This is a genomic window from Streptomyces sp. CNS606 (genome assembly GCF_000426325.1).
This window is the reverse complement of the sequence record NZ_KE384522.1, coordinates 331,036-353,311: the sequence shown is the minus strand read 5'-3', so window position 1 is coordinate 353,311 and position 22,276 is coordinate 331,036. Positions and strand designations below refer to the sequence as shown.

Annotated in this window: 20 protein-coding genes; 13 read left to right on the top strand and 7 right to left on the bottom strand. The window is 73.6% G+C overall.

Going from position 1 to position 22,276, the window contains the following annotated elements; translation table 11 throughout:
* Nucleotides 1-4 precede the first annotated feature (4 nt).
* The 3 genes from K304_RS0126240 to K304_RS0126230 all read left to right on the top strand — a co-directional run bounded on the left by K304_RS0126240 (nt 5) and on the right by K304_RS0126230 (nt 4,652).
* Nucleotides 5-1,633 carry a glycoside hydrolase family 3 N-terminal domain-containing protein gene (locus K304_RS0126240; RefSeq protein WP_027766127.1) on the top strand — a complete coding sequence of 543 codons (1,629 nt, stop codon included), beginning with the start codon at nt 5-7 and terminating at the stop codon, nt 1,631-1,633.
* 41 nt (nt 1,634-1,674) lie between these two features.
* Entirely contained in the window at nt 1,675-2,784 is a 1,110-nt protein-coding gene (locus K304_RS0126235) for an SIS domain-containing protein (protein WP_027766126.1), read from the top strand.
* A gap of 392 nt (nt 2,785-3,176) precedes the next feature.
* Nucleotides 3,177-4,652: a PAS domain-containing sensor histidine kinase gene (locus K304_RS0126230; protein WP_027766125.1), complete on the top strand. Its 1,476-nt coding sequence runs from the start codon at nt 3,177-3,179 to the stop codon at nt 4,650-4,652.
* Between the two features lie 234 nt (nt 4,653-4,886).
* Here K304_RS0126230 and K304_RS0126225 read toward each other — a convergent pair whose 3' ends face one another.
* Both K304_RS0126225 and K304_RS0126220 read right to left on the bottom strand, forming a co-directional pair.
* Nucleotides 4,887-5,150 carry a WhiB family transcriptional regulator gene (locus K304_RS0126225; protein WP_023528300.1) on the bottom strand — a complete coding sequence of 88 codons (264 nt, stop codon included), beginning with the start codon at nt 5,148-5,150 and terminating at the stop codon, nt 4,887-4,889.
* 322 nt (nt 5,151-5,472) lie between these two features.
* Nucleotides 5,473-6,441, bottom strand: a complete 969-nt coding sequence (locus tag K304_RS0126220) for a diacylglycerol kinase family protein (protein ID WP_027766124.1) — start codon at nt 6,439-6,441, stop codon at nt 5,473-5,475.
* 91 nt (nt 6,442-6,532) lie between these two features.
* On the opposite strand from K304_RS0126220, the gene K304_RS31485 reads away from it, so the two are divergent.
* On the top strand, nt 6,533-6,946 hold the full coding sequence (locus K304_RS31485; protein WP_037792030.1) for a hypothetical protein: 414 nt from the start codon (nt 6,533-6,535) through the stop codon (nt 6,944-6,946).
* Nucleotides 6,947-7,079: 133 nt separating this feature from the next.
* Here the strand turns inward: K304_RS31485 and K304_RS0126210 are convergent, their stop codons facing one another.
* From K304_RS0126210 to K304_RS0126195, 4 genes are all read right to left on the bottom strand, one after another.
* On the bottom strand, nt 7,080-8,072 hold the full coding sequence (locus K304_RS0126210; RefSeq protein WP_027766123.1) for an RNA polymerase sigma factor SigF: 993 nt from the start codon (nt 8,070-8,072) through the stop codon (nt 7,080-7,082).
* On the bottom strand, nt 8,069-8,482 hold the full coding sequence (locus tag K304_RS0126205) for an ATP-binding protein (RefSeq protein ID WP_027766122.1): 414 nt from the start codon (nt 8,480-8,482) through the stop codon (nt 8,069-8,071). The genes K304_RS0126210 and K304_RS0126205 overlap by 4 nt, the downstream gene beginning before the upstream one ends.
* 406 nt (nt 8,483-8,888) lie before the next feature.
* The gene (locus K304_RS31480; RefSeq protein WP_051308888.1) at nt 8,889-9,881 is read right to left on the bottom strand and encodes a pyridoxal-phosphate dependent enzyme; all 993 of its coding nucleotides are present in this window, start codon (nt 9,879-9,881) and stop codon (nt 8,889-8,891) included.
* A gap of 103 nt (nt 9,882-9,984) precedes the next feature.
* Nucleotides 9,985-10,215 carry a hypothetical protein gene (locus K304_RS0126195; protein WP_027766121.1) on the bottom strand — a complete coding sequence of 77 codons (231 nt, stop codon included), beginning with the start codon at nt 10,213-10,215 and terminating at the stop codon, nt 9,985-9,987.
* 227 nt (nt 10,216-10,442) lie between these two features.
* On the opposite strand from K304_RS0126195, the gene K304_RS0126190 reads away from it, so the two are divergent.
* Both K304_RS0126190 and K304_RS0126185 read left to right on the top strand, forming a co-directional pair.
* Entirely contained in the window at nt 10,443-11,378 is a 936-nt protein-coding gene (locus K304_RS0126190; protein ID WP_199779687.1) for an EamA family transporter, read from the top strand.
* Between the two features lie 25 nt (nt 11,379-11,403).
* Nucleotides 11,404-12,600 (top strand): methyltransferase, encoded by a 1,197-nt coding sequence (locus K304_RS0126185; RefSeq protein WP_037792194.1) that lies wholly within the window; start codon nt 11,404-11,406, stop codon nt 12,598-12,600.
* 204 nt (nt 12,601-12,804) lie between these two features.
* Here the strand turns inward: K304_RS0126185 and K304_RS0126180 are convergent, their stop codons facing one another.
* Nucleotides 12,805-13,416 (bottom strand): snapalysin family zinc-dependent metalloprotease, encoded by a 612-nt coding sequence (locus tag K304_RS0126180; RefSeq protein WP_027766118.1) that lies wholly within the window; start codon nt 13,414-13,416, stop codon nt 12,805-12,807.
* Nucleotides 13,417-13,660: 244 nt separating this feature from the next.
* Between K304_RS0126180 and K304_RS0126175 the strand changes: the two genes are divergently transcribed.
* From K304_RS0126175 to metC, 7 genes are all read left to right on the top strand, one after another.
* On the top strand, nt 13,661-14,626 hold the full coding sequence (locus tag K304_RS0126175) for a LysR family transcriptional regulator (RefSeq protein WP_027766117.1): 966 nt from the start codon (nt 13,661-13,663) through the stop codon (nt 14,624-14,626).
* 392 nt (nt 14,627-15,018) lie between these two features.
* Nucleotides 15,019-16,203 carry an ATP-grasp domain-containing protein gene (locus tag K304_RS0126170; RefSeq protein ID WP_027766116.1) on the top strand — a complete coding sequence of 395 codons (1,185 nt, stop codon included), beginning with the start codon at nt 15,019-15,021 and terminating at the stop codon, nt 16,201-16,203.
* Between the two features lie 112 nt (nt 16,204-16,315).
* Nucleotides 16,316-17,578, top strand: a complete 1,263-nt coding sequence (locus K304_RS0126165; RefSeq protein WP_051308867.1) for a hypothetical protein — start codon at nt 16,316-16,318, stop codon at nt 17,576-17,578.
* Between the two features lie 12 nt (nt 17,579-17,590).
* Nucleotides 17,591-18,841 carry an ATP-binding protein gene (locus K304_RS31475; protein WP_051308866.1) on the top strand — a complete coding sequence of 417 codons (1,251 nt, stop codon included), beginning with the start codon at nt 17,591-17,593 and terminating at the stop codon, nt 18,839-18,841.
* A 62-nt stretch (nt 18,842-18,903) separates the two neighbouring features.
* A complete protein-coding gene (locus tag K304_RS31470; protein WP_078529778.1) occupies nt 18,904-19,788 on the top strand; it encodes a sulfurtransferase in 885 nt (294 codons plus the stop codon).
* An 11-nt stretch (nt 19,789-19,799) separates the two neighbouring features.
* A complete protein-coding gene (locus tag K304_RS31465) occupies nt 19,800-21,044 on the top strand; it encodes an MFS transporter (RefSeq protein WP_158687430.1) in 1,245 nt (414 codons plus the stop codon).
* Nucleotides 21,041-22,237 (top strand): cystathionine beta-lyase, encoded by a 1,197-nt coding sequence (metC, locus tag K304_RS0126145; protein WP_027766114.1) that lies wholly within the window; start codon nt 21,041-21,043, stop codon nt 22,235-22,237. Before K304_RS31465 ends, metC begins: the two co-directional genes overlap by 4 nt.
* The last annotated feature ends 39 nt before the right edge of the window (nt 22,238-22,276 follow it).

Here is a 22,276-nt window from a genome sequence, read left to right as displayed (position 1 = left end):
CACCATGACGACCCTCGTACGGGACACCTCCGCCGTCACCCGGGACGCCCTCGCCGTCCTGCAACCGGGCTTCGCCGGCACCACCGCCCCCGGCTGGCTGCTCCGGCAGCTCCGTGAGGGCCTGGGCTCCGTGGGCCTCTTCGGCCGCAACATCTCCTCCCCGGACCAGCTCGCCGCGCTCACCGCCGAACTGCGGGAGGTGCGGCCGGACGTGCTGGTCGCCATCGACGAGGAGGGCGGCGACGTCACGCGCCTGGAGGCCAGCGCCGGCTCCTCCTTCCCCGGAAACCTCGCCCTGGGCGCCGTCGACGACCCCGGACTGACCCGCGCGGTCGCCCGCGAACTCGGCCGCCGGCTGGCCGCCTGCGGCGTCAACCTCAACTGGGCACCCTCCGCAGACGTCAACTCCAATCCGGACAACCCCGTCATCGGCGTCCGCTCCTTCGGCGACGATCCGCACCTCGTCGCCCGGCACACCGTCGCCTACGTGGAGGGCCTCCAGTCCGCCGGCGTCGCCGCCTGCGTCAAGCACTTCCCCGGACACGGCGACACCGCCGTCGACTCCCATCACGCGCTGCCCCGCATCGACGCCGACCTCGGCACCCTGCGGACACGCGAACTCGTGCCGTTCCGCGCCGCCGTCGCCGCCGGCAGCAAGTGCGTGATGAGTGCGCACATCCTGCTGCCCGCCCTGGACGCCGCGCTCCCGGGCACGCTCAGCCCCGCGGCGCTCACCGGCCTGCTGCGCGCCCCCGTGGACCGCGGCGGCCTGGGACACCAGGGCCTGATCGTCACCGACGGGATGGAGATGGAGGCCATCTCCGCCTCCTTCGGTATCGAACGCGGCAGCGTACTCGCCCTCGCCGCGGGCGCCGACGCCATCTGCGTCGGCGGCGGCCTCGCCGACGAGGACACCGTGCTCCGGCTGCGCGACGCGCTGCTGCGGGCCGTACGGGACGGCGACCTGCCGCTCGACCGGCTCGCGGACGCCGCGGCACGGGTCCGGTCTCTCGCCCGCTGGACGGCGGGGGAGCGGGGGGCGACGGGGGAGCGGGCGGCGGGGTCAGGCGTACCCGGTGCCGTGCGCACTCCCCGCGCGCACGGCGCCCAGGAGGGGAGCACGTCTGGCCCCGCACCCACCCCCGCGCACGACGAGGGCGTGGGCCTTCTGGCCGCGCGCCGGGCGCTGCGCGTCACCGGGCTCGCGGACCACCGGCCGCTGACCGAGCCGCCGTTCGTCGCCGCACTCACCCCGGTCGCCAACATCGCCGTGGGCAGCGAGACGCCCTGGGGCCTCGCCGCCGAACTCGCCCGGCTGCTCCCCGGCACCACCACCGCCACCTACGGCCGGGACCGGATCGACGACGGGGGCCTCGACGCCGCGCTCGCCGAGGTGCTCGGCGCCGCGGCGAACCGTAGGATCGTCGCCGTGGTACGCGACGTCCACCGGCACGCCTGGATGGCCGGAGTGCTGGACGCCCTGCTCGCCACCCGCCCCGACACCGTCGTGGTGGAGATGGGCGTCCCGCAGGCTCCGCCGGCCGGCGCGCTGCACATCGCCACCCACGGCGCCGCCCGCGTCTGCGCCCGAGCCGCCGCGGAGGTCCTGACCGGCGCGGACGCCGGCCGCTGACCGCCGCAGACCGACTGTCACGCCACCTGGAGGCACTCCGCATGTCCGTCCCGACGCCGTCCTCGTCCGTGCCCGAGACCGCCGGGGAGCCCGTCGTGCCCGGGCGGCTGATGGCGGCCGAGATGGCCGAGCAGCCCGAGGTGCTGCGCCGGCTGCTGGAGCGGGAGCGGGGCGCAGGCGGCGCCCCGACGATCCGGGAGACCGCTCGGGCGATCGCCGCCCGCGCCCCGCGCTTCGTGCTGCTCACCGCCCGCGGCACCTCGGACAACGCGGCGCTGTACGCCAAGTACCTCATCGAGGTGCTGCTGGGCAGGCCGTGCGGACTCACCTCGATGTCCACCACCACCGCCTACCAGGCGAAGGCGGACCTCACCGACTGCCTGGTGATCACCGTCAGCCAGTCCGGGGGCTCCCCGGACCTGGTCGCCTCCACCCGCGCCGCCCGGGAGGCCGGCGCGATCACCCTGGCGGTCACCAACAACGCCGCCTCACCGCTGGCCGAGGTCAGCGAGTTCCACATCGACGTGCTGGCCGGCACGGAGGAGGCCCTGCCCGCCACCAAGACCTACACCGCCGAACTCCTCGCCCTGTACCTGCTGGTGGCGGGCATGCGCGGCGCCGACGGGCCGGAGCAGGCTGCGGCCCTGCCCGAACTCGCCGAATCCGTCCTCGCCCGCCGCGAGGAGGTACGGGCCCTGGCCGGCCGCTACCGCTTCGCCGACCGCATGGTCATCACCTCACGCGGCTACGGCTACCCCACGGCCAAGGAGGCGGCGCTGAAGCTGATGGAGACCAGCTACGTCCCCGCCCTGTCCTACTCCGGCGCCGACCTGCTGCACGGCCCGCTGGCCATGGTCGACAACATCTCCCCGGTGATCGCCGTGGTCACCGACGGCCGCGGCGGCGAGGCGCTCCAGCCCGTGCTGGACCGGCTCCGCGACCGCGGCGCCGACCTCGTGGTGATCGGCCCGAAGGCGCAGGTGGACGCCGCCTCCGCCGGCTTCGTCCTCCCCACCGCAGGACTGCCCGAGGAACTCCAGCCCATCCTGGAGATCATGCCCCTCCAGATGCTGGCCTACGAGGTCACCCTCGCCCGCGGCCAGGACCCCGACGCCCCCCGCGCCCTCGCCAAGGTCACCCAGACCCACTGAGCCGGCGCGGCAGTGCGGGGCTGCTGGTCTGATCGATCGTTCGCCGCAGACCCATGGACACCCGTACAGGTCTAGTCCACAATGGGGCGGAGGAAGCGTCCGTTCTCCCCGCACAGGAGGACGGAACGGGACTCGCGGCGTGATCTGCCCTGACCGCGCCGGGGTCTTGGAACTCCGGGCTGCGGTGCCGGACGGGTTGAGGGTCCCGTACCGGCGCCGCGGCCCGAAGTGCTTTCCCGGCCCCGTCGCGGGCCCCGGCCCCGGGCCCTGATCCCGGCCCACGCCCGGCTCTCGTCCGCGCTCCGTCCGCGCTCCGTCCGCAGCGCCGAGCCCCGGCGGCGCCTGCGCGGCGGCCTCCGCGGGCCCGCCGGTAGGCTCGGCCCGTGCCCTCCATGAACGACCTCGTCCGCCAGCACACCGCACTCGGCCCCGCCGACCTCGAGTGGCTGCACCTGCTGGTCTCCGAGTGGCAGCTGCTCTCCGACCTCTCCTTCGCCGACCTGGTGCTGTGGGTGCCGACCCTGGACGGCAGCCGCTACGTTTCCGTCGCCCAGATGCGGCCCAACACCGGTCCCACCTCCTACCAGGACGACATGGTGGGCCACCTGGTGCCGCGCGGCCGGCGGCCGCTGCTGGACGCGGCCCTGGACGAGGGGCGGATCGTCCGCGAGGGCGACCCGGAATGGCGCGAGGAGGTGCCGGTCCGGGTCGAATCCATCCCGGTGCGCCGGGAGGGCAGGGTGCTGGGCGTCATCGCGCGGAACACCAACCTGCTGACCGTCCGCACCCCGAGCCGGCTGGAGCTGACCTATCTCCAGAGCGCGTCCGACCTGGCACAGATGATCGCCGCCGGATCGTTTCCCTACCCCGGCCGCCAGGGTGACTCCGACCTCTCGCCGCGGGTCGGCGACGGTCTGATCCGCCTGGACGCGGACGGCCTCGTCCAGTACGCCAGCCCCAACGCCCTCTCCGCCTACCACCGGCTGGGCCTCGCCGCCGATCTGGTCGGCCTGCACCTCGGCGAGGCCACCGCCGAACTGGCCCCCTCCCGCGCACCGGTGGACGAGGCGATGGTCAAGCTCGCGAGCGGCTGGGCCCCGCGCACCGCCGAGGTCGAGGGCAACGACTGCGTGGTCCAGCTCCGCGCCATCCCGCTCAAGCCCAAGGGCACCCGGATCGGTTCCCTGGTGCTGCTGCGTGACATCACCGAGGTGCGGCACCGTGAACGCGAGCTGCTCACCAAGGACGCCACCATCCGGGAGATCCACCACCGGGTGAAGAACAACCTCCAGACCGTCGCGGCACTGCTGCGGCTGCAGGCCCGCCGGATGGACTCCGACCGCGGCCGGGACGCGCTGAACGAGGCGGTGCGGCGGGTGGGTTCCATCGCCATCGTGCACGAGACGCTGTCGCAGAACCTCGACGAGCGCGTGGAGTTCGACGAGATCGCCGACCGGGTGCTGGCGATGGTCGCCGAGCTCTCCCCGGGACGGGTGACGGGGCGCACCACCGGGCGGTTCGGCATCCTGGACGCCGAGGTCGCCACGCCGCTGTCGATGGTGCTCACCGAGATCCTGCAGAACGCGCTGGAGCACGCCTTCGGGCCGGCGGAGCACGGCACGGTGGAGGTCGGTGCGGTCCGCACGCCGGGGGTGGGCCGCGAGGAGGGGCGGTTGCGGGTCACCGTCACCGACGACGGGCGGGGGCTGCCCGAGGACTTCGACGCACAGCGCGCCGGGAATCTCGGCCTCCAGATCGTCCGCACGCTGGTGGAGGGTGAGTTGGGCGGCACGTTCGACATGGTGCCGGCCCCGGAGCGGGGCACGAGGGTGATCCTCGACCTGCCGGTCGCGTCCGAGAAGCAGTGACCGGCGCGGTGATGCGGCCGGGGTGGTGGTGTCCGCGCCGCACGCCCCCTGCCGAACGCCCCCGCCCCTCTCACGTCAAGACCCTCACCGCACTGCGGGGGCGCCCCGCACAGCACAGAGCCCCGGAGTGCGACGGATGTCAGTCGCTTCCGGGGCTCGTAGCCATGCGTGGTGCGGTGCTTGACGAGAGCACTGCGCGCTGCGGCTCGGGATTGCAGCCGGTGGGTGGGGCCGTCAGGCGGACGCGGCGTTGTTCCGCGCCCGGTTGCGGGCGGCGCGGCGCTTCATCGCGCGGCGCTCGTCCTCGCTGAGGCCACCCCAGACACCGGAGTCCTGACCGGACTCCAGGGCCCACTGCAGGCACTGCTCCATCACGGGGCAGCGGCGGCAGACGGCCTTGGCTTCCTCGATCTGCAGCAGCGCAGGACCGGTGTTGCCGATGGGGAAGAACAGCTCGGGGTCTTCCTCGCGGCAAACGGCGTTGTGACGCCAGTCCATGGCTGCTACCTCTCCTCGTATTACGGGCGTGAGTTTGCTTGTGAATGTGAACGCTTTCACGAATCCCCTTGCGGCGGAAGGGGTACCACGTCGATGTGATGCGGGTCCCACCGGACCGGATGAGGGGGATTCGGGGCTCTCAAGGGGGCCCGGTGAGGGGCTGTCCCGATCGCCATGAAGAGACTCGCAAACCTCGGCGGCGGATACAACCCCTTCAGGAAAGTTTTTTTTGATTCCTTGGTGTCGCTTGGCTCACAGCCGTACTTCCAGGGGGTGGAAGCTGGTTTAAACGTTCGAGTGGAAGGACTTTCGGGCCTTCGACTTACGCAATCACACGCAGTGCTCGGCGTACGCCTGCGAACCCCACGCTCGTACGGAGTCCCAGGTGGTCACCGTCCATCTGGAAGGGCAGTGGAACCTGCGAATGCAAGGTGAAGGATGTCAGATCGTGCAACGACAGAGCGTGCTTGCCGCGAGGCCCGCGCCCGGGCGACGAGGTGAGCAGCTGGGTGCCGTACCGGCCCACCGCCGCCGAGGTCAGACGGGAGAGTCCGAGCAGGTCGAGGCCGGTGTCGAAGGACGCGTGCGGGGCCGCGTAGACCGGTTTGCTCCCCAGGTAGGTCCAGGGCGCGGTATTGCAGATTATGGACAGCACCAGCCCTTCGGTGCTCTTCTCGCCCGGCCGTTCGAGAGTGATGGTTCCGTGACGGCGATGCGGTTCCCGGAGGAACTGCCGCAGCACCTGCCGCACGTACAGGGGATGCGTCGAACGCCTGCCCCGCTCGCGTTGCCGTTCCACCCGGCCCACCACGCCCGCGTCGAATCCGAAGCCGGCACAGAAGGTGAACCAGCGCGGGGGAGCGCCCGCGTCGTCCGTCCCCGGCACGCCGTCGGCACGGCCCAGACCGACCGTGCGCTCGCTCCCGGTGTGCAGGGCGTCCAGCAGGGCGCCCGTGGCCTCGACCGCGTCGTTGGGCAGCCCGAGGGCGCGCGCGAAGACGTTGGTCGAGCCGCCGGGCACCACGGCGAGCCGGGGCAGGCGCTCGGGATCGGGCCCCCCGTGCAGCAGGCCGTTCACCACCTCGTTGACCGTGCCGTCGCCGCCGAGGGCGATCACCAGCTCGGTCTCCCCGTCCTCCGCAGCCGCGCGGCCCAGGTCGCGGGCGTGCCCCCGGTATTCCGTGGAGGCGACCTCCAGCTTCAGATCGCTGGCCAGGGCGTGGGTGAGGACGTCCCGGGTCCGCGCACTGGTGAGGGTGGCTGCCGGGTTGACCACGAGGAGTGCGCGCATGAGGTGCAGCGTACCCAGGACCCCCGCGCGGGGGCAGGGCGGTCCGCACTGCGGGCGAGGACCGCTGCGGCGGCCGGGCTACCCTGCAGGGGTGAGCGATGAAGCCCCCCTCGACCCCCGCCCGGCACGGCTGACCGTCGCGGCGGCGCTGACCGCCGCGGAAGGGGCGGTGATCGCCTGCTTCGGCCTGGTGTCCCTCGTGATGCTCTTCATCGGAGACCCGGACGGCCTCGTGCAGGCGCTGACGATGGCCCTGACCGTGCTCGCGCTGGCCGCGCTGCCGCTGGCGGCCGCTCGCGGGCTCTGGCTGCTGCGTCGCTGGAGCCGTGGTCCCGCGCTGATCACCCAGCTGCTGGCGCTGCCCGTGGGCTGGCAGATGGCGCAGAACGGCGGGGTGTGGACCGCCGGTGGTGTGGCGATCGGCGTCGTCGCGGTCGTCGTCCTCGGCTGCCTGGTCACGCCGGTCTCGGCCGCCGCCCTCGGGGTCGGCCCGCGGGACGCGTGACGCCCGGGGGAGTCCGGCACCCGACGGCCGGCGCGTGACGCGGGAGTCCCGCGTGCGCCCCCGTCCCCTTCTTCCCCTCTGTCTTTTCTTTTTCGTCGCCTCCGGGCCGTCCCTGCCGACGGCCCGGTGCGGATCACTCCTCGACGAGCAGCCGGTCCCGCAGCTGTGCGAGGGTGCGCGCCAGCAGTCGCGAGACGTGCATCTGCGAGATGCCCACCTCCTGGGCGATCTGCGACTGCGTCATGTTGCCGAAGAAGCGCAGCAGCAGGATCTTCTTCTCGCGCGGCGGCAGCTCCTCCAGCAGTGGCTTGAGCGACTCCCGGTACTCCACGCCCTCCAGCGCGTCGTCCTCCGCGCCGAGGGTGTCCGCGACGGCGGGGGACTCGTCGTCGGTGTCCGGCACGTCCAGCGACAGCGTGCTGTAGGCGTTGGCCGACTCCAGTCCTTCGAGGACCTCCTCCTCGGAGATCTTCAGCCGCTGCGCCAGCTCGTGCACCGTCGGCGCCCGGCCGTGCTGCTGGGACAGCTCGGCGGTGGCCGAGGTCAGTGACAGCCGCAGCTCCTGGAGCCGCCGCGGTACCCGTACCGCCCAGCCCTTGTCGCGGAAGTGCCGCTTGATCTCACCGACCACGGTCGGCGTCGCGTAGGTGGAGAACTCCACGCCGCGGTCCGGGTCGAAGCGGTCCACCGACTTGATCAGGCCGATCGTGGCGACCTGCGTCAGGTCGTCCAGGGGCTCGCCGCGGTTGCGGAAGCGGCGGGCCAGGTGCTCGACCAGCGGAAGGTGCATCCGCACCAGCCGGTTGCGCAGCTCCGCGTGCTCCGGAGAGCCGTCCGGCAGTGCCCGCAGCTCGACGAAGAGGGCGCGTGCGGCGCTGCGGTCCTGCGGGGTGTGCCCCCGGCCGCCGGTGGCGCCGCCCGGGCGTCCTTGCCGCTCCTGCCGCTGCTCGTCCATCGAGTCCGCCTGCTCCGCCTGCTCGGCCTGCTCCGATCGCCGATGCTCGGACCGTTCACCGACCGCTCCGCCGTTCCCCTCCGGGTGCGGGCGGGCGTGCTGCTCGGGAATGCCCGGACCGGCCGCCTCGTGGCGACCCGCCCATGCTTCTCGTGCCTCGTGTTCCGTCACGACGGATCCGGACCCGTACCGCGCTGCTTGCGCAGGCTGATGCTGACCGTCCGGTCCTCCGACACCGTCGAGTCGACCTCGCCCGCGAGGGCGGCGAGCACCGTCCAGGCGAAGGTGTCGCGCTCGGGGGCACGGCCGTCGGTGGTCGGGGCGGAGACCGTCACCCGCAGTGACTCGTCGATCAGCTCGAACACGCAGCTGAGCACCGAGCCGGGCACGGCCTGCTGGAGCAGGATCGCGCACGCCTCGTCGACCGCGATCCGCAGGTCCTCGATCTCGTCCAGGGTGAAGTCCAAGCGGGCCGCGAGACCGGCCGTGGCCGTCCGCAGCACGGACAGGTAGGCGCCCGCGGCGGGCAGCCGGACCTCGACGAAGTCCTTGTCTCCGGGCTCGCCTGCGATCTGGGACACCCTCACCTCCAAGGTGGCACAAGCCGGTTGGCTCGTTGTCTGTGACCAGTGCGGCGGTCCGGCCGCCCGGGCCTCACCTGCCGGGTCCGGTCGGAACGGGCCGACGTACTGGATCGTTCGACTGCGACGCTATCGCGATCCACCGCGGGATGTCGCCCGGACGATTCCCTCGGCACCGCGAACGCCCCACTTGCGAGGCGTCACTTATAGTAAACACGTGGGTACAGTCCGTGGCTAGGGGGTCGGGCCTTCAAATACCGGATTGTGACACTGCGTTGGTGACACCCGGTCGCTACGGCCCTTCTGCGGCCCGTTCTCCGCCCCCGCGGCCACACTGGGTGAACACCCGGCTCCTTTCAGAGGTTCCCGTTCCGTGCCGCCCGGACACCCGGGAGGACGGATGCGTTCACCGTTCGTGGCCGGGCGAACCCGCGCCGGGGCCCGCGCCGGGGCTCGCGGCGCCCTCCGGCGCACCGCCGCCCGCCGTGATCACCGCGGTCACGGTGCTGCCCGGGGCGAAGGCCCCCTCGCCGGCCAGCGTGCAGAGCCCGAACAGCAGCTTGGCGACGTAGACCCGCTCCAGCCGTGGCAGGCCGTGCCGTTCCGCGAAGTCCGCGGCGAAGTGCTCCAGCTCGGCGGAGGTGCGGGCGTAGCCGCCGAAGTGGAACCGGTCGTCCGTGCGCCACGCGCCGCGCGGCCCGCCGAACGCCTCCCCCTGGAGCCGCCGCACCTCCGCGGGAAGGAAGCCGCCGCGCAGCACGGGAACGCCGAGCGCGTACGCTCCGCCCGGTCCCCTCGCTCCGCCGGGCTCGGCGGCGAGCCCGGCGGCGAGCCCGGCCAGCGTGCCGCCCGTGCCGCAGGCCACCGCCGCCACGTCGGTGCGGCCGCGCAACTCGCCGCCCAGCTCGGTGCAGCCGTGGACCGCCGCGGCGTTGCTGCCTCCCTCGGGCACGGCCAGGAAGTCCCCGAACCGTTCCCGGAGACCCTCCACCCACGCCGGATCGGCGCGGCGCCGGTAGTCGGACCGCGACACGAAATGCAGCCGCATGCCGTCCGCGGCACAACGGGCGAGGGAGGGGTTCAGCGGGCGCTCCGCCAGTTCCCCGCCGCGTACGACGCCCACCGTCCGGAGCCCCAGCAGGCGCCCGGCCGCAGCCGTCGCCCGCAGATGGTGGGAGTAGGCGCCGCCGAAGGTGAGCAGGGTGTGCCGGCCGTCCTCGACGGCCGCCGCGAGGTTCGGCACCAGCTTGCGCCACTTGTTGCCCGGGATCTCCGGGTGGATCAGGTCGTCCCGCTTCAGGGTGAGCCGTACGCCGTGCCGGGTGAAGCGCGCGTCGTCGACCTCGACCAGCGGCGAGGGCAGGCGCGCTCCGGAGCGGAGGCCGGCCAGGTCGCGCAGGGCCCGCAGGGTCGCGGCGGACGGGGTGGGGGAGGCGTCGGGCTGCACACCGCCGATTCTGCCCGGCGGGACCGCGGCCGTCGCCCCGGTCCCGCCGGCCGCCTCAGCGGAGGGCGGAGTCGCCGTGCTGCGCGATGTGCTGCTCGACGGCGGCCAGCGCGCGCTGGACCTCCTCCGGCGAGCCGGTGCCGTGCTGCTGGCGGTAGTACGCCGCACCCAGCTTGCGCACCAGGTCGTGCCCCGCGCGCTGCGCCTGGACCTCCTCCATCTTCTCCTTGCCCTGGGCGAGACCGCGCTGCGCCTGCTCCTTGGCCCGGTCGAGGAACCCTGCCATCGTGTGCCTCCAGCTCCGCACTGTGGGGTGTGGCGGGCGGGTGCCCGCGACCCGTGAACGTGTGCCGGATCCGTCCGGTTCCTCCTGTCCCTCCTCTGGTGGTCCCTCTCCGTTCCCGAAGCCGCTGGAAGCCGTCCCACACCGTCCTGCGCCGTCCCGCACCGCTCGAAGCCGTCCGAAGCCGCCCGAGCCGCCTGCCGTGCGCGGCGCCTTCTACGGTGGGACCCATGAGTCACGTCGAACGCCCGGTCGCCGGCTCCGGCCCGGCGGCCTCCGCGTCCCCGGGGAACACCTCCTCGACCGGTCCCGGCGCGCACCCGTCGGGAGCAGGCCGCCTCGGCGCGGTGGGGCTGGTCTGCGCGAGTGCGCTGTCCCTCCAGTTCGGCTCGGCGGTGGCGGCGCTGCTCTTCCCGCGCGCGGGCGCCCTCGGCATGGTCGCGTTGCGGTTGGTGTTCTCGGCGGTGCTGCTGTTCGCCGTGTGCCGTCCGCGGCTGCGCGGGCACTCGCGTACGGACTGGGCGGCGGTCGTCGGCCTCGGCGTGGCCCTGGGCACCATGAACACGCTGTTCTACCAGGCGATCGAGCGGATCCCGCTCGGTGCCGCGGTGACCCTGGAACTGCTGGGCCCGCTGGCGCTCTCCGTCGTCGCGGGCCGGCGGGCGCTGAGCCTGCTGTGGGCGGGACTGGCGCTGACGGGCGTGTACCTGCTGGGCGCGAGCGGTTTCAGCGACCTCGACGTCGCCGGAGTCGGCTACGCACTCGCCGCGGGCGGCATGTGGGCGGCGTACATCGTCTACAACGCGCGCACCGGAGCGCGCTTCCCCGGCGCGGACGGACTGGCCATCGCGATGGTGGTGGCCGCTCTTCTCAGCGCGCCGCTCGGTGTCCTGAGCGCGGGCGGCGCGCTCCTCGACCCGGTCGTCCTCGGCCTGGGAGCGGCGGTCGCCGTCCTCTCCTCGGGCATCCCCTACACGCTGGAGCTGTTCGCCCTGCGGCGGCTGCCGAAGTCCACCTTCGCCGTGCTGATGAGTCTGATGCCGGTGGCGGCCTCGGCGGCCGGATTCCTGGTGCTGGACCAGCGGATGGGCTGGGTGCAGGTGCTCGCGGTGGCGCTGGTGATCGCCGCCAGCGCCGGTGCCGTTCGCACCTCCCGCCACGGGTAGCTCCGGCCGGCCGTACGCTGTGGCCGTGACCGAACGCCAGACCGTCCGCTGGGCCGAGGACGGCGAAGACCGCTCGGCCCGCTGGCGTTCCGAGAGCGGCGCCCGTCCGCCGAAGCAGGTGGCCCCCGCCGACGACCGCACCCGGGCCGACGCCGCCTACACGCTCGCCTGCGAGGGCACGGCGCTGCTGTGGCGCGGCGACTACGTCGGGGCCCGCCAGCTCCTCACGGCGCTGACCCGCCGCGTCGACCGCCCGTCCCGGGGGCGTGCGCAGGGCGGCGAGGACCCGGCCGCGGCGTTCCACCGTCACCGTGCACGGCAGGCCCAACGCGCCCGCATCCTGGGCATGCTGCTCGTGCCCCTGGAGGCGGCGGACGGACGGTGGACCGTGCCGCTGCGGCGTGCGCCCGACGTCGACGGCGCCTGCCGCGGCGCCTACGGGCCGCCCGACGCGGCCGAGCCGCTGCTGGTCTCGCTGCGCGAACTGCTGGGCCTGATCGGCGCCCACGAGTGGCACCGCAAGGGAGTGCCGGTCCCGGCCCTGGGCAGTGCCCGCGTCCACCCGTGCTACGGCGTGTTCTCCCCGGTGCGCGGCGAGTACGTCGACCTGGTCGCCGAGGCGCCGCTGCCGCCCCGCGCGGAGGCGCTGGCCTGGGACGTCGGCACCGGCAGCGGGGTGCTCGCCGCCGTGCTCGCGCGGCGCGGCGTCCGGCACGTGGTGGCCACCGACCAGGACCCGCGCGCGCTGGCCTGCGCCCGGGAGAACCTGGACCGTCTCGTCCCGGGTGGTGCCGCTCCCGGCGTCGTCGAGGTGGTGGAGGCCGACCTGTTTCCCGCCGGGTCGCCGCGCGGTGCGGCCGCCGCGCCGTCGCTGGTGGTCTGCAACCCGCCCTGGCTGCCCGCCAAACCGACGTCCGCCGTCGAACGCGCGGTCTACGACCCGGGCAGCGGGATGCTGCGCGCGTTCCTGAAGGGCCTGCCCGGGCGCCTGGACGAGGACGGCGGAGAGGGCTGGCTGATCCTCTCCGACCTGGCCGAACTCCTCGGCCTGCGCACGCGGGACGACCTCCTGGGCTGGATCGGCGCAGCCGGGCTGCGGGTGGCCGGCCGGCTCGACACCCGTCCCGTCCACCGGCGCGCCACCGCCCCCGACCCCGACGACCCGCTGCACGCGGCCCGTTCCGCCGAGGTCACCACCCTCTGGCGCCTCACCCACGCCTGACCTCCGCCGCGGCCGGGGACGCGCCCGATCCCGCGCGGAGCACGCGTGGACGCGACCTCGCACGCACGTGTGCCCGCCCCGCGGTGAAGCGGGACGGGCACACGTTCAGACGGATCCCTCGTCCGGACGGACCCCGGTACGGGGCCCTACCGCCGCGTCAGCGGGCGGTGGTGAACTTCGGCGCGTCCTCCCGGACGACTGCGCTCAGCCGAAGATCTGGTCGACCCGGGCGCTCTCCGAGGAGTTCGGGTAGGCGTTGGTGCAGGACGGGCCGGGGCCGCCGCCGGACATCAGCTCGCTGCACGGGCCGCTGTAGTTGTCCGGCAGGCCGAGCACGTGACCGGTCTCGTGCGAGGTGACGCGCAGCGAGTCGTAGGTCTCGTTCTGGGCGTAGTCCAGGAAGATGTAGCCGTGACCGCGGCCGTCGGTCGAGGCGTAGCTGCCGCGCGGGTCGTTGCCCTCGCGGTAGTCGAAGTCGCCGCTGCCGGAGGTCTCGGCCAGGGTGACGCTGCTGACCGAGGAGTTCCAGATCGAGGCGCTCTGCGAGATCTCGCTCTGGAAGGAGGGGGCCGCGGAGTCGTTGTAGTACAGGGTGATGGCCTGGAAGCCGGGCTTGGCGTCCTGGCGCTCCTGCGCCTTCTCCCAGACGGCCTCGAAGAACGCGCGGTTCTGGGCCTGCTCGGACTTGGCGCCACCCTCGTAGGCCGCGACGACGGAGCCGGAGCCGGCGGAGACGGAGGCCGGGGCCGCGGCGAGACCGGCGACGGCCATGCCGACGGCGAGCGAGGCGGCGAGGGCGGTCCTGATGTTTCTCATGTGGGGGTCCTCCAGGTCGTCCGCGGAGCCCGGTTCGGCGTACGTGTGGGGCGTGTGGGGGACGCCGCCCGTGAACCGCGGATGAACGTTCGGTCCCGGAGAGTGTGTGCCGAATCACCCGCCGCACGGATGATGGCATCCGGTGATAGTCCAGGCGCATCGTCTCTGAGCAGGGAGGATTGGCTTGTCATGTCTCTGGCGCGGAGAACCGGGGCGCGGTTATGCTCCGGCCGTGGAGCTCGAGGTGAGACATCTTCGTGCGTTGTGCGCCATCGCCGATCACGGGAGCGTGCACAAGGCGGCCCGGCAGCTCGGGGTCACCCAGCCGTCGTTGACGACCCAGTTGGGACGCATCGAACGCGCCCTGGGCGGACGGCTGTTCACCCGGGAGCGGACGGGGAGCCGGCCCACTCCGTTCGGCCTCTCGGTGCTGAGCCGGGCACGGCCGATCGTCGCCGAGATGAGTGCGCTGATCAGTGAGGCCCGTGACGCGCTCGGTGTCGGCGGCGGGTCCCGGCTGCGCATCGGCAGCACCGGCAACCGCGCCGTCCCCGGCTGGCTCCGGCGCCTGCACGCCCGGCTGCCGGAGACGGACACCACCATCCGCATCGACGTCTCGCCCAGCGCCCTGCTCCAGATGGTCGCCGACCGCCAGCTCGACGTCGCCTTCGTGCACGAGGTGGCCGGCTGCCCGCTGCAGGTGCCGGAGGGCCTCGAGCAGCGCGTGCTGATGGAGCGTGAACCGCAGTTCGTGGCGCTGCCCGCGACGCACCCGGCGGCGCGCAAGGAGGAGGTCTCCCTCACCGACCTGGTGGAGGACCGCTGGATGGTCGACCCCAACGTGGACGGCGAATGGGCGGGCCTGCGGCGGGTGTTCACGGCGGCGGGGCTGCGGCTTCAGGTCGCGCACGGCGACTACCTCGCGGGGGCCGACCTGGTCGCGGCCGGCGAGGTGGTCGCCCCGGCCCAGCCCACCTCGCGGGCGCGTCCGGGGCTGGTCATCCGGCCGTTGGCCGGCGACCCGCTGACCGTGCGGCTGGTGATGGCGACCCGTCTCCCGCTGCCCGACGCACCCGAGGGCGGCACCGACTTCGACGCGGTCTTCGCCGACCTCCAGGACGCCTACCGCGAGGTCGCGTGGGGGTCGCCGTCCTACCGGCAGTGGCTCGCCCACCACGACAGCCCCCTCCTCCACGTCCCCGCGGCCTGACGGCCCGCGTCTCCCCGCTGCGAGGCCGCGCCCCCGCACGGTTGCCACCCCCGGTCGCCGTGCGGCGGGGCGCGACGCCGAGCCCCCCTGCGCGCGTTCCGCGCGGCACGCGTGCGCGCACCCTGTGCGTGATGTGGAGGCGAACGGTCCAGATGTGCAGTCGAGACCGAAAGGGTGACCTTCTCAAGTGACATGTGTCATAAGGGAGTTGACGCTTCCGAGTTGCCCCTGTCACTTTTGCTTCCCCACCACATCGGCCGAAGCGCCCCTCGTCGCCCAGTGCGGCCGTGGTCCGACGTGGTCATCACTCGTGAGCCGGCGACGCCCCGCGCGTCCCGCGACCAGAGAAGGCGTGGCCGTCACATGCTCCACAGATCAGTCCGGGTCCCCGCGTGACACTGGTGGTCCTCGGGGCGAACCCGACCGTCGCGCGGGCAGCCGACACCCTCCCCCGCGAGGTCGTGCACCTCCGCCTGACCGGTACCGCCGACGACGCGGCCGGCGCTCCGGCCGAGGGCGGACCGGACTCCCGCAGCCGGGTGCACGTCGTCGACTTCCTCGACCGGACCGCGCTGCTGCCCTTCCTCGACGAGGTGGTCCGGCCCCTCGGCCCGCTCGCCGTGGTCTCGCTGACCGAACTCGGGCTGGAACCGGCGGCCCTGGCCGCCCGGCACCTCGGCGTCACCGGGCTGGACCCGGACGTCGTACGCGCCACCCGCGACAAGTTCCGCATGCGGCAGCTGCTGGAGCAGCGCGTTCCGCACCTGAACCCCGCCTTCGCCCGCGGCGACGACGCGGACGCCGTCGCCGCGCTCTTCGCGCGCTACCCCTCGGTGGTCGCCAAGCCCGTGGACGGGTTCGGCAGCAACGCCGTCGCCCTGCTGGAACGCCTCGACGACCTCCCGGACGACCGCAGGACGCCGACGACCCTCCTGGAGCAGTTCGCCGAGGGCCGGGAGTACAGCGTGGAGGCCCTGTCCGCGAACGGCCGGCACACCGTCGTGGGCATCGCGCAGAAGGGCACCACCGCAGGCTTCGTCGAGGTCAGTCACCTGATGCCGCCGCCGTCGCTGGACGAGCGGCGGCAGCTCCTGGTCGAGAACGCCGTGGCCGAGCTCCTGGACGCCCTCGGCGTCACGGACGGCCCCAGCCACACCGAGGTCAAGCTCGACGGCGACAAGGTCGTCGTCATCGAGACCCACAACCGCCTCGGCGGCGACGGCATCGCCGACCTGGTGCAGCTCACCACCGGCCTCGACTGGCGGGCGGCGGCCCTCGGCTGGCCGCTGGGAACGGACCTGCCGCGCGTCGCGCCCACCGCACCCGCCGCGGCCACCGTGTTCTTCACCGCGCCGCCCGGCCGGGTCACCGCCGTCGCGGACCCGCCCGCACCCACCCACGGCACGCTCGTGGACTGGGACCTCTCCGTACGGCCCGGCGACGAGGTGGGGGCGCTGCGGTCCTCCGCGGACCGGCTCGGCTCGGCGACGCTCGTCGCGGAGTCCCGCTCCGACTGCCTCGCGGCGGTCGGCGAACTGACGGCCGTGCCGGTCGTCGTCACCCAGCGGGACGGCTGAGCCGCCCGCTCCGCCCCGCGTTCCGAAAACCACCACACTTCCGTACGCCTTCCGCACCACCTTCCGCACCATCCTTCCGGCACACGACGCGCGACACACCATGGGGGAAGTCATGCCTGCCACCAACAAGCCGATTTCTTACGACTTTCACGGCGACACGCCGTTCACCGTCCCGTTCGCCGAAATAGACCCCGCCGACATCCACATCTACCTCGACCTCGACACCAAGGTCGGCCGGAACACCTGCGGCCAGAAGTGCACGCACTGCTGGTTCGTCAACTACGAGAAGGTCTACGACAAGTCCTTCGCGATGGACGAGGGCCCGCGCATCCTGGAGGGCCTGCAGAGCCACGGCTACCAGGTCTACCCGCGCTACGTGGACAGCTTCGCCTACGGCGGCGAGTTCATGCGCATCTACGGCCCGGCGAACAACCGCGAGTTCCGCCAGGAAGCCGACCACATCCCCACCGAGACCATGGAGAAGGGCGACGCCTGGACGAGCGGACGCCCCCTGCTCGGCGACGACTACGTCGAGCTCCTGGACCTGGCGCGGGAGAGCGGCTACGGCACGATCTCCATCACCTACCACGGCGTACTCGACGAGAACCTGGCGGTGATCGACGACGGCAGCTACCCGATCAAGGGCGTGTTCAGCGGCGCCGACACGGAGAAGGTGCTGCAGCGGATCGCCGACTACAACGCGCGCCGCCGCGCCGACGGCTCCGAGACCGCGGACGCCTTCCGCGTCAACATCGGCGTCACCGTCGGCCGCCACAACCACGGGCGCGAGTCCCTGCTGCGCTACGCGCAGTACTTCAACAAGCTCGGCGTCGACACCGTGCGCTTCAACAACTTCAGCGACCACGGCGGCCGGCACCCCGGTCTGCGGCTGTCCCGCGAGGAGATCGAGCAGGCGTACCGCGACTTCCGCTGGCTGCACGACACCGTGGAGCTGGACTTCCAGCTCGGCGTCAGCGAGGACTTCGGGACGTTCGGCATCAAGGCCATGGGCTTCCCCGGGCACGTCGGCTGGTGCCGCGCCGGCCGGCAGCTGTTCGCCGCGATCCCCGCGGAGGAGACCGTGCTGTCCGAGGACGGTCCGGAGCGCCGGGAGAAGATCGGCGACATCGTCGGCTGCGTCAACACCTTCGAGCCCCACCTGGGCATCCTGGTCCGCACCGTCGTCGAGGGCGAGGACGGCGCCCGCTACGACCTCGAGTTCGACCACGAGGCCATCCAGGCGTTCACCGACAAGCGGATGGCGGGCGTCTACAAGGACGGCTGCTTCGCCCCCGAACTGTCCGAGGAACTCGGGCTCGTCTCGCGCGTGCCGCAGCGCCGCCGGCTGCCGCTGCTCGTCGAGCCGACGGCCTGAGAGGGGACACGCATGCGCCACGTCCTCGTCTTCGCCAAGACGCCCCACGCCACCACGCCCTACGAGCAGTGGCTGGCGGGCACCGGCATCGAGCCGGTCGTCCTGACCCCCCGTGTGCACGCCGCCGGCTACGGCCACCTCCGGCACGTGCACGCCTTCGACGACTACGACACCAACCAGCTCGTCGAGAAGACGGCCCTGCGCCTCGCCCGCGAGCTGGACGTGGACGCCGTCTTCGCCCGGGCCGAGTCGGACGTCCTGCGGGCCGCGCAGCTCCGCGACCTGCTGGACCTTCCCGGACAGCGGACCGCGAGCGCCCGCGCCTTCCGCGACAAGGTCGTGATGAAGGACCACCTCGCGGGCGGCCCGGTGGACGTCCCCGCCTACCGTCTCCTCGACTCCGCCTACACGGCCGTGGAGTTCGTCGCCGAGCACGGGTACCCGGTGGTGGTCAAGCCGGTGTCCGAGTCCGGTTCCCTCGGTGCCCGCGTCCTGCGCGACGAAGCCGACCTGGACGCCTACCTCGCCGCTCCCTGGCGCGGCACCAGCCAGATCGAGACCTTCGTCCCGGGCGCGATGTACCACGTGGACGGGCTGGTGCGGGACGGCGAACCCGTCTTCGTGCGGCCCTTCCGCTACCTGAACGACTGCCTCTCCTTCCGCAGCGACCACTGGATGGGCAGCGTTCCGCTGGCGCCCGGGGACCCGTACCACGCCCGCCTCGTCGACGCGGTCCGCGCGGTCCTCGCGCAGCTCCCGACGCCCGAACGGACCACGTTCCACGCGGAGTTCTGGATCACCCCGGACGACCGGACGGTGTTCTGCGAGATCGCCAGCCGCACCGGCGGCGGCATGGTCGCCCGTGCCGTCCGGCACGCCTTCGGCATCGACCTCGACAAGGAGTGGCTCTACGCCGAGTGCGGGCTCCCCGCCTCGTCGGGCGGGCCGGCTCCCCGGCCGGCGGGCGGCCTGTGGATCCCCCCGTCGAGCGGCGTACTGGAGCACCTCCCGACCGAGGGCGCGCCCGACTGCGTGCTCGAGTCCGCGCACACCGGCCGGGCCGGTCAGGTCTTCCACGGAGGCGTCAAGTCCGGCCTGTTCCTGGCCGGTTACGTCGTCGGCGGCGCATCGGAGGAGGACGTCGCGGCGAACATGGAGAAGGTCGCCGCCTGGTTCGCCGGGGCGGTCCGCTGGCGTCCCGCCGATGCCCCGGATGCCGCCGGTCCCGTCGACGCCCCCGAGACCGCGGGAGCGACCCCGTGACCCCGCCCGAGCCGCCCCGGCCTCACGTGCCGCCGTCGTCGCAGCCGCAGCCGCCGCGTCCGCTGCCGGGGCCGCTGGTGGACGCCGCGTGGCTCGCGCCCCGGCTGGGCGCGGACGGGCTCGTCGTCCTCGACGCCTCCGCCGGCGCGCACCGGGACGCGGAGACCCGCATCCCCGGCGCCCGCCGGTTCGACCTCGACGGAGCCCTCTCGGACCACCACGCCTCGCTCCCGCACACCATGCCGGAGCCCGACCGCCTCGCCGCCGAGCTGCGCGCCCTCGGGCTCCGGGACGAGGACACCGTCGTCGTGTACGACGCGGCCGGCGTCTACTCCAGCCCGCGGGCCTGGTGGATGCTGCGGGCCGTGGGCTTCGACCGGGCCGCGGTCCTCGACGGCGGCCTGCCCGCCTGGACCGCGTCCGGCGGGCCGGTGGAAGACGCCGCCCGGCCTCTGCAGCCCTTCGCCCCGGGCGACTTCACCGCCCGACCGCGCTCCGGCCTCCTCGTCGGCGCCGACCGGGTGGCGGACGCGCTGCGCGACCCGGACGCCGCGGTGCTCGACGCCCGCACCCGGGCCCGGTTCACCGGCCGTGCGCCCGAGCCGCGTCCCGGCCTGCGCGGCGGCCACATGCCCGGAGCGGTCAGCCTCCCGTTCGGCGAACTGCTGGGCGACGGCGGCCGGATGCGTCCCCCGCACGAGCTGCGGGAGGCGTTCCGCGAAGCCGCCGGGGACCGTGGGACGCTGGTCTTCAGCTGCGGATCGGGCGTCACCGCCTGCGTCCTGGCACTGGGCGCGCACCTCGCGGGCCTGGAGGACCTGTCGGTCTACGACGGGTCCTGGAGCGAATGGGGCCTCCCCTCCTCCGGGCGACCCGTGGCGACCGGCGCGGCAGACGCGGGGAGCGCGGGGAGCGCCGGGAGCGCGGACCACGCGGGGGCCTCGTGAACGGGGGCCTCGTGAAGAAGCCGCCCGCCGCGAGCAGGTGGCAGACCTTCCGGGACCTCTCGCCCAGCCTGAAGTCCCTGATCGTCCTGTCCTTCGTCGTCGCGCTCGGCAGCTACATGGTCACGCCCTTCATCGGCGTGCTGATGGTCCAGGCGGTGGGCCTCGACCTGCGAGTGGCCGGCGCCCTGGTCGCCGTCGCCACCTTCATCCAGTTCGGCGGCAGCATCCTCGGCGGGCCGGTGGTGAACCGGATCGGTCTCAAGTCGACCATGGTCGGCGCGCTGGTGCTGCGTACCGCCGGTCTCGCCCTGCTCGGCGTCGCGGTGGCCGTCCCCTGGCTCGCCTACCCGGCCGTGCTCCTGGTCGCGCTCGGTCCCGCGCTGTACCTGCCGGCGAACAAGGCGTACATCGTCACCTGCGTCTCCGACGACCTGCGACCGCTGTTCCTCGGGGTCAGCAGCGCCGCGCTCAACGCCGGCATGGGCGTCGGCCCGCTGCTGGCGGCGCTCCTCATCGACACCGACCCGATGATGCTCCTGCTCGGCGCCGCGCTGCTGTTCGCGGCGATCACCCTCGCCCACCAGCTCACCATGCGCCCGGTCGAGGGCAGGGCCGCCACCCCGTCGCCGGGCACCGGCCCGGGCGTGCTGCGGCGGCTGCGCCCCGCGCTGCGGCCGGTGCTCGTCACCGGACTCGCCTTCTACCTGTACTTCTTCTTCCAGAGCTTCGTCGGCCTGTACGCCGCCGAGCTGGGGCACATCGGCATGCTCGGCTGGGTCATGCTGCTCAACTGCGCCATGGTGGTGGTCCTCCAGCCCGCCCTCTCCGGGAGGATCGCGCGAGCTCCCTACCGGCTGCTGGTCGGCGGATCGTTCGCCCTGCTGGCGGCCGGCACCGCGGTGATGTCCCTGGGCGGGCCCTGGATGCTTCTCGCGGGTACCGCGGTCTTCACCCTGGGCGAGGTGTTCCTGCTGCTGCGCTGCGACCTGGAACTGGTCGAACGGGTGCCGGGCAACCCGGCGTTCGCGTTCGGCGTGCAGCGGCTCACCGCAGGTGTGGGCGGGCTGCTCGCCGGCCTGGCCGGCGGGTTCGCCTTCGCCCACTTCGTCCAGGCGGGGGAGCCCGAGGGGTTCTGGATGTTCGCCGCCGTCCAGTGCGCCGTCGCCGTGCTCCTCGTCCTGCCCGCACGCCGACGCCGCCGCACCGTCGTCCCGTCCGGGACCGCCGCGGATCGCACCCCGGAGCCGGTGCCGTGAGCGGCGAGCGGCACACGACGCGGACCCGGCTGGTGCACGCCGGCTCCGACCCCCGTACGCAGCGCGGCTACCCCAACCCGCCGGTGCACCGGGCGTCCACCGTCCTCTACCGCGACACCGCCGAGATGGCGGTGTCGCAGGCCGATCCGCTGAAGCGGGAGATGCCGGTCTACGGCCGCTTCGGCACCCCGACCAGCATGGCGTTCGAGGCGGCCGTGGCCGAACTGGAGGGCGGCCACGGCGGCGTGGCCACCTGCTCCGGACTCGCGGCGATCAGCACCGCCGTCCTGTCCTTCGTCCGGGCCGGCGACCACGTCCTGGTCACCGACTCCGCGTACCTGCCCACACGCCGCTTCTGCGACTCCCTCGCCGCGCTCGGTGTGGAGACCGAGTACTACCCGCCGGGCATCGGCGCGGACATCGCCGCACTCGTCCGCCCCACGACGCGGCTGGTGTACCTGGAGTCCCCGGGGTCCACCACCTTCGAGGTGCAGGACGTGCCGGCGATCACGGCCGCCTGCCGGGCCCGCGGCGTCACCACCCTCGTCGACAACACCTGGGCCACGCCCGTGTACCACCGTCCGCTTCAGCTGGGTGCGGACGTCGTCCTGCACTCGGCGACGAAGTACCTCACCGGCCATGCGGACAGCATCCTGGGCGTCGCCGTGTGCACGGCCGCCGCGTACCCCGCCGTGCGCGCCACGGCCATGCGGCTGGGGCAGTGTGCCGGGGCGGACGACGTCTACGCCGCGCTGCGCGGCCTGCGCACCCTGGACGTGCGGCTGGAGCGCCACCAGGCGCAGGCCCTGGAGCTTGCGCGCTGGGCGGGCAAGCAGCCGGGCGTCGCGGCCGTGCTCTCCCCAGCGCTGCCGGAGGACCCCGGGCACGACCTCTGGCGCCGCGACTTCACCGGCGCCTCCGGCCTCTTCGGCCTGGAACTGGACCCCCGGTACGGGCGGGAGGAAGCCGACGCCCTGGCCGACCGGCTCACCCTCTTCGGGCTCGGCCACAGCTACGGCGGCTACGAGAGCCTCGTGGTGCCGTGCGAACCCGCGCAGCACCGGCTGGCCGGCACCTGGCGCGGACGCGGGCCGCTGCTCCGCGTCCACGTCGGATTCGAGGACGTGGAGGACCTCAAGCGCGACCTCGCGGACGGCCTCCGGGCGCTGCCGCCGCTCCCCGGCCCGGCCTGACCGCACCGACCGCACCGGGCCCCGACGGACCCGCGCCCC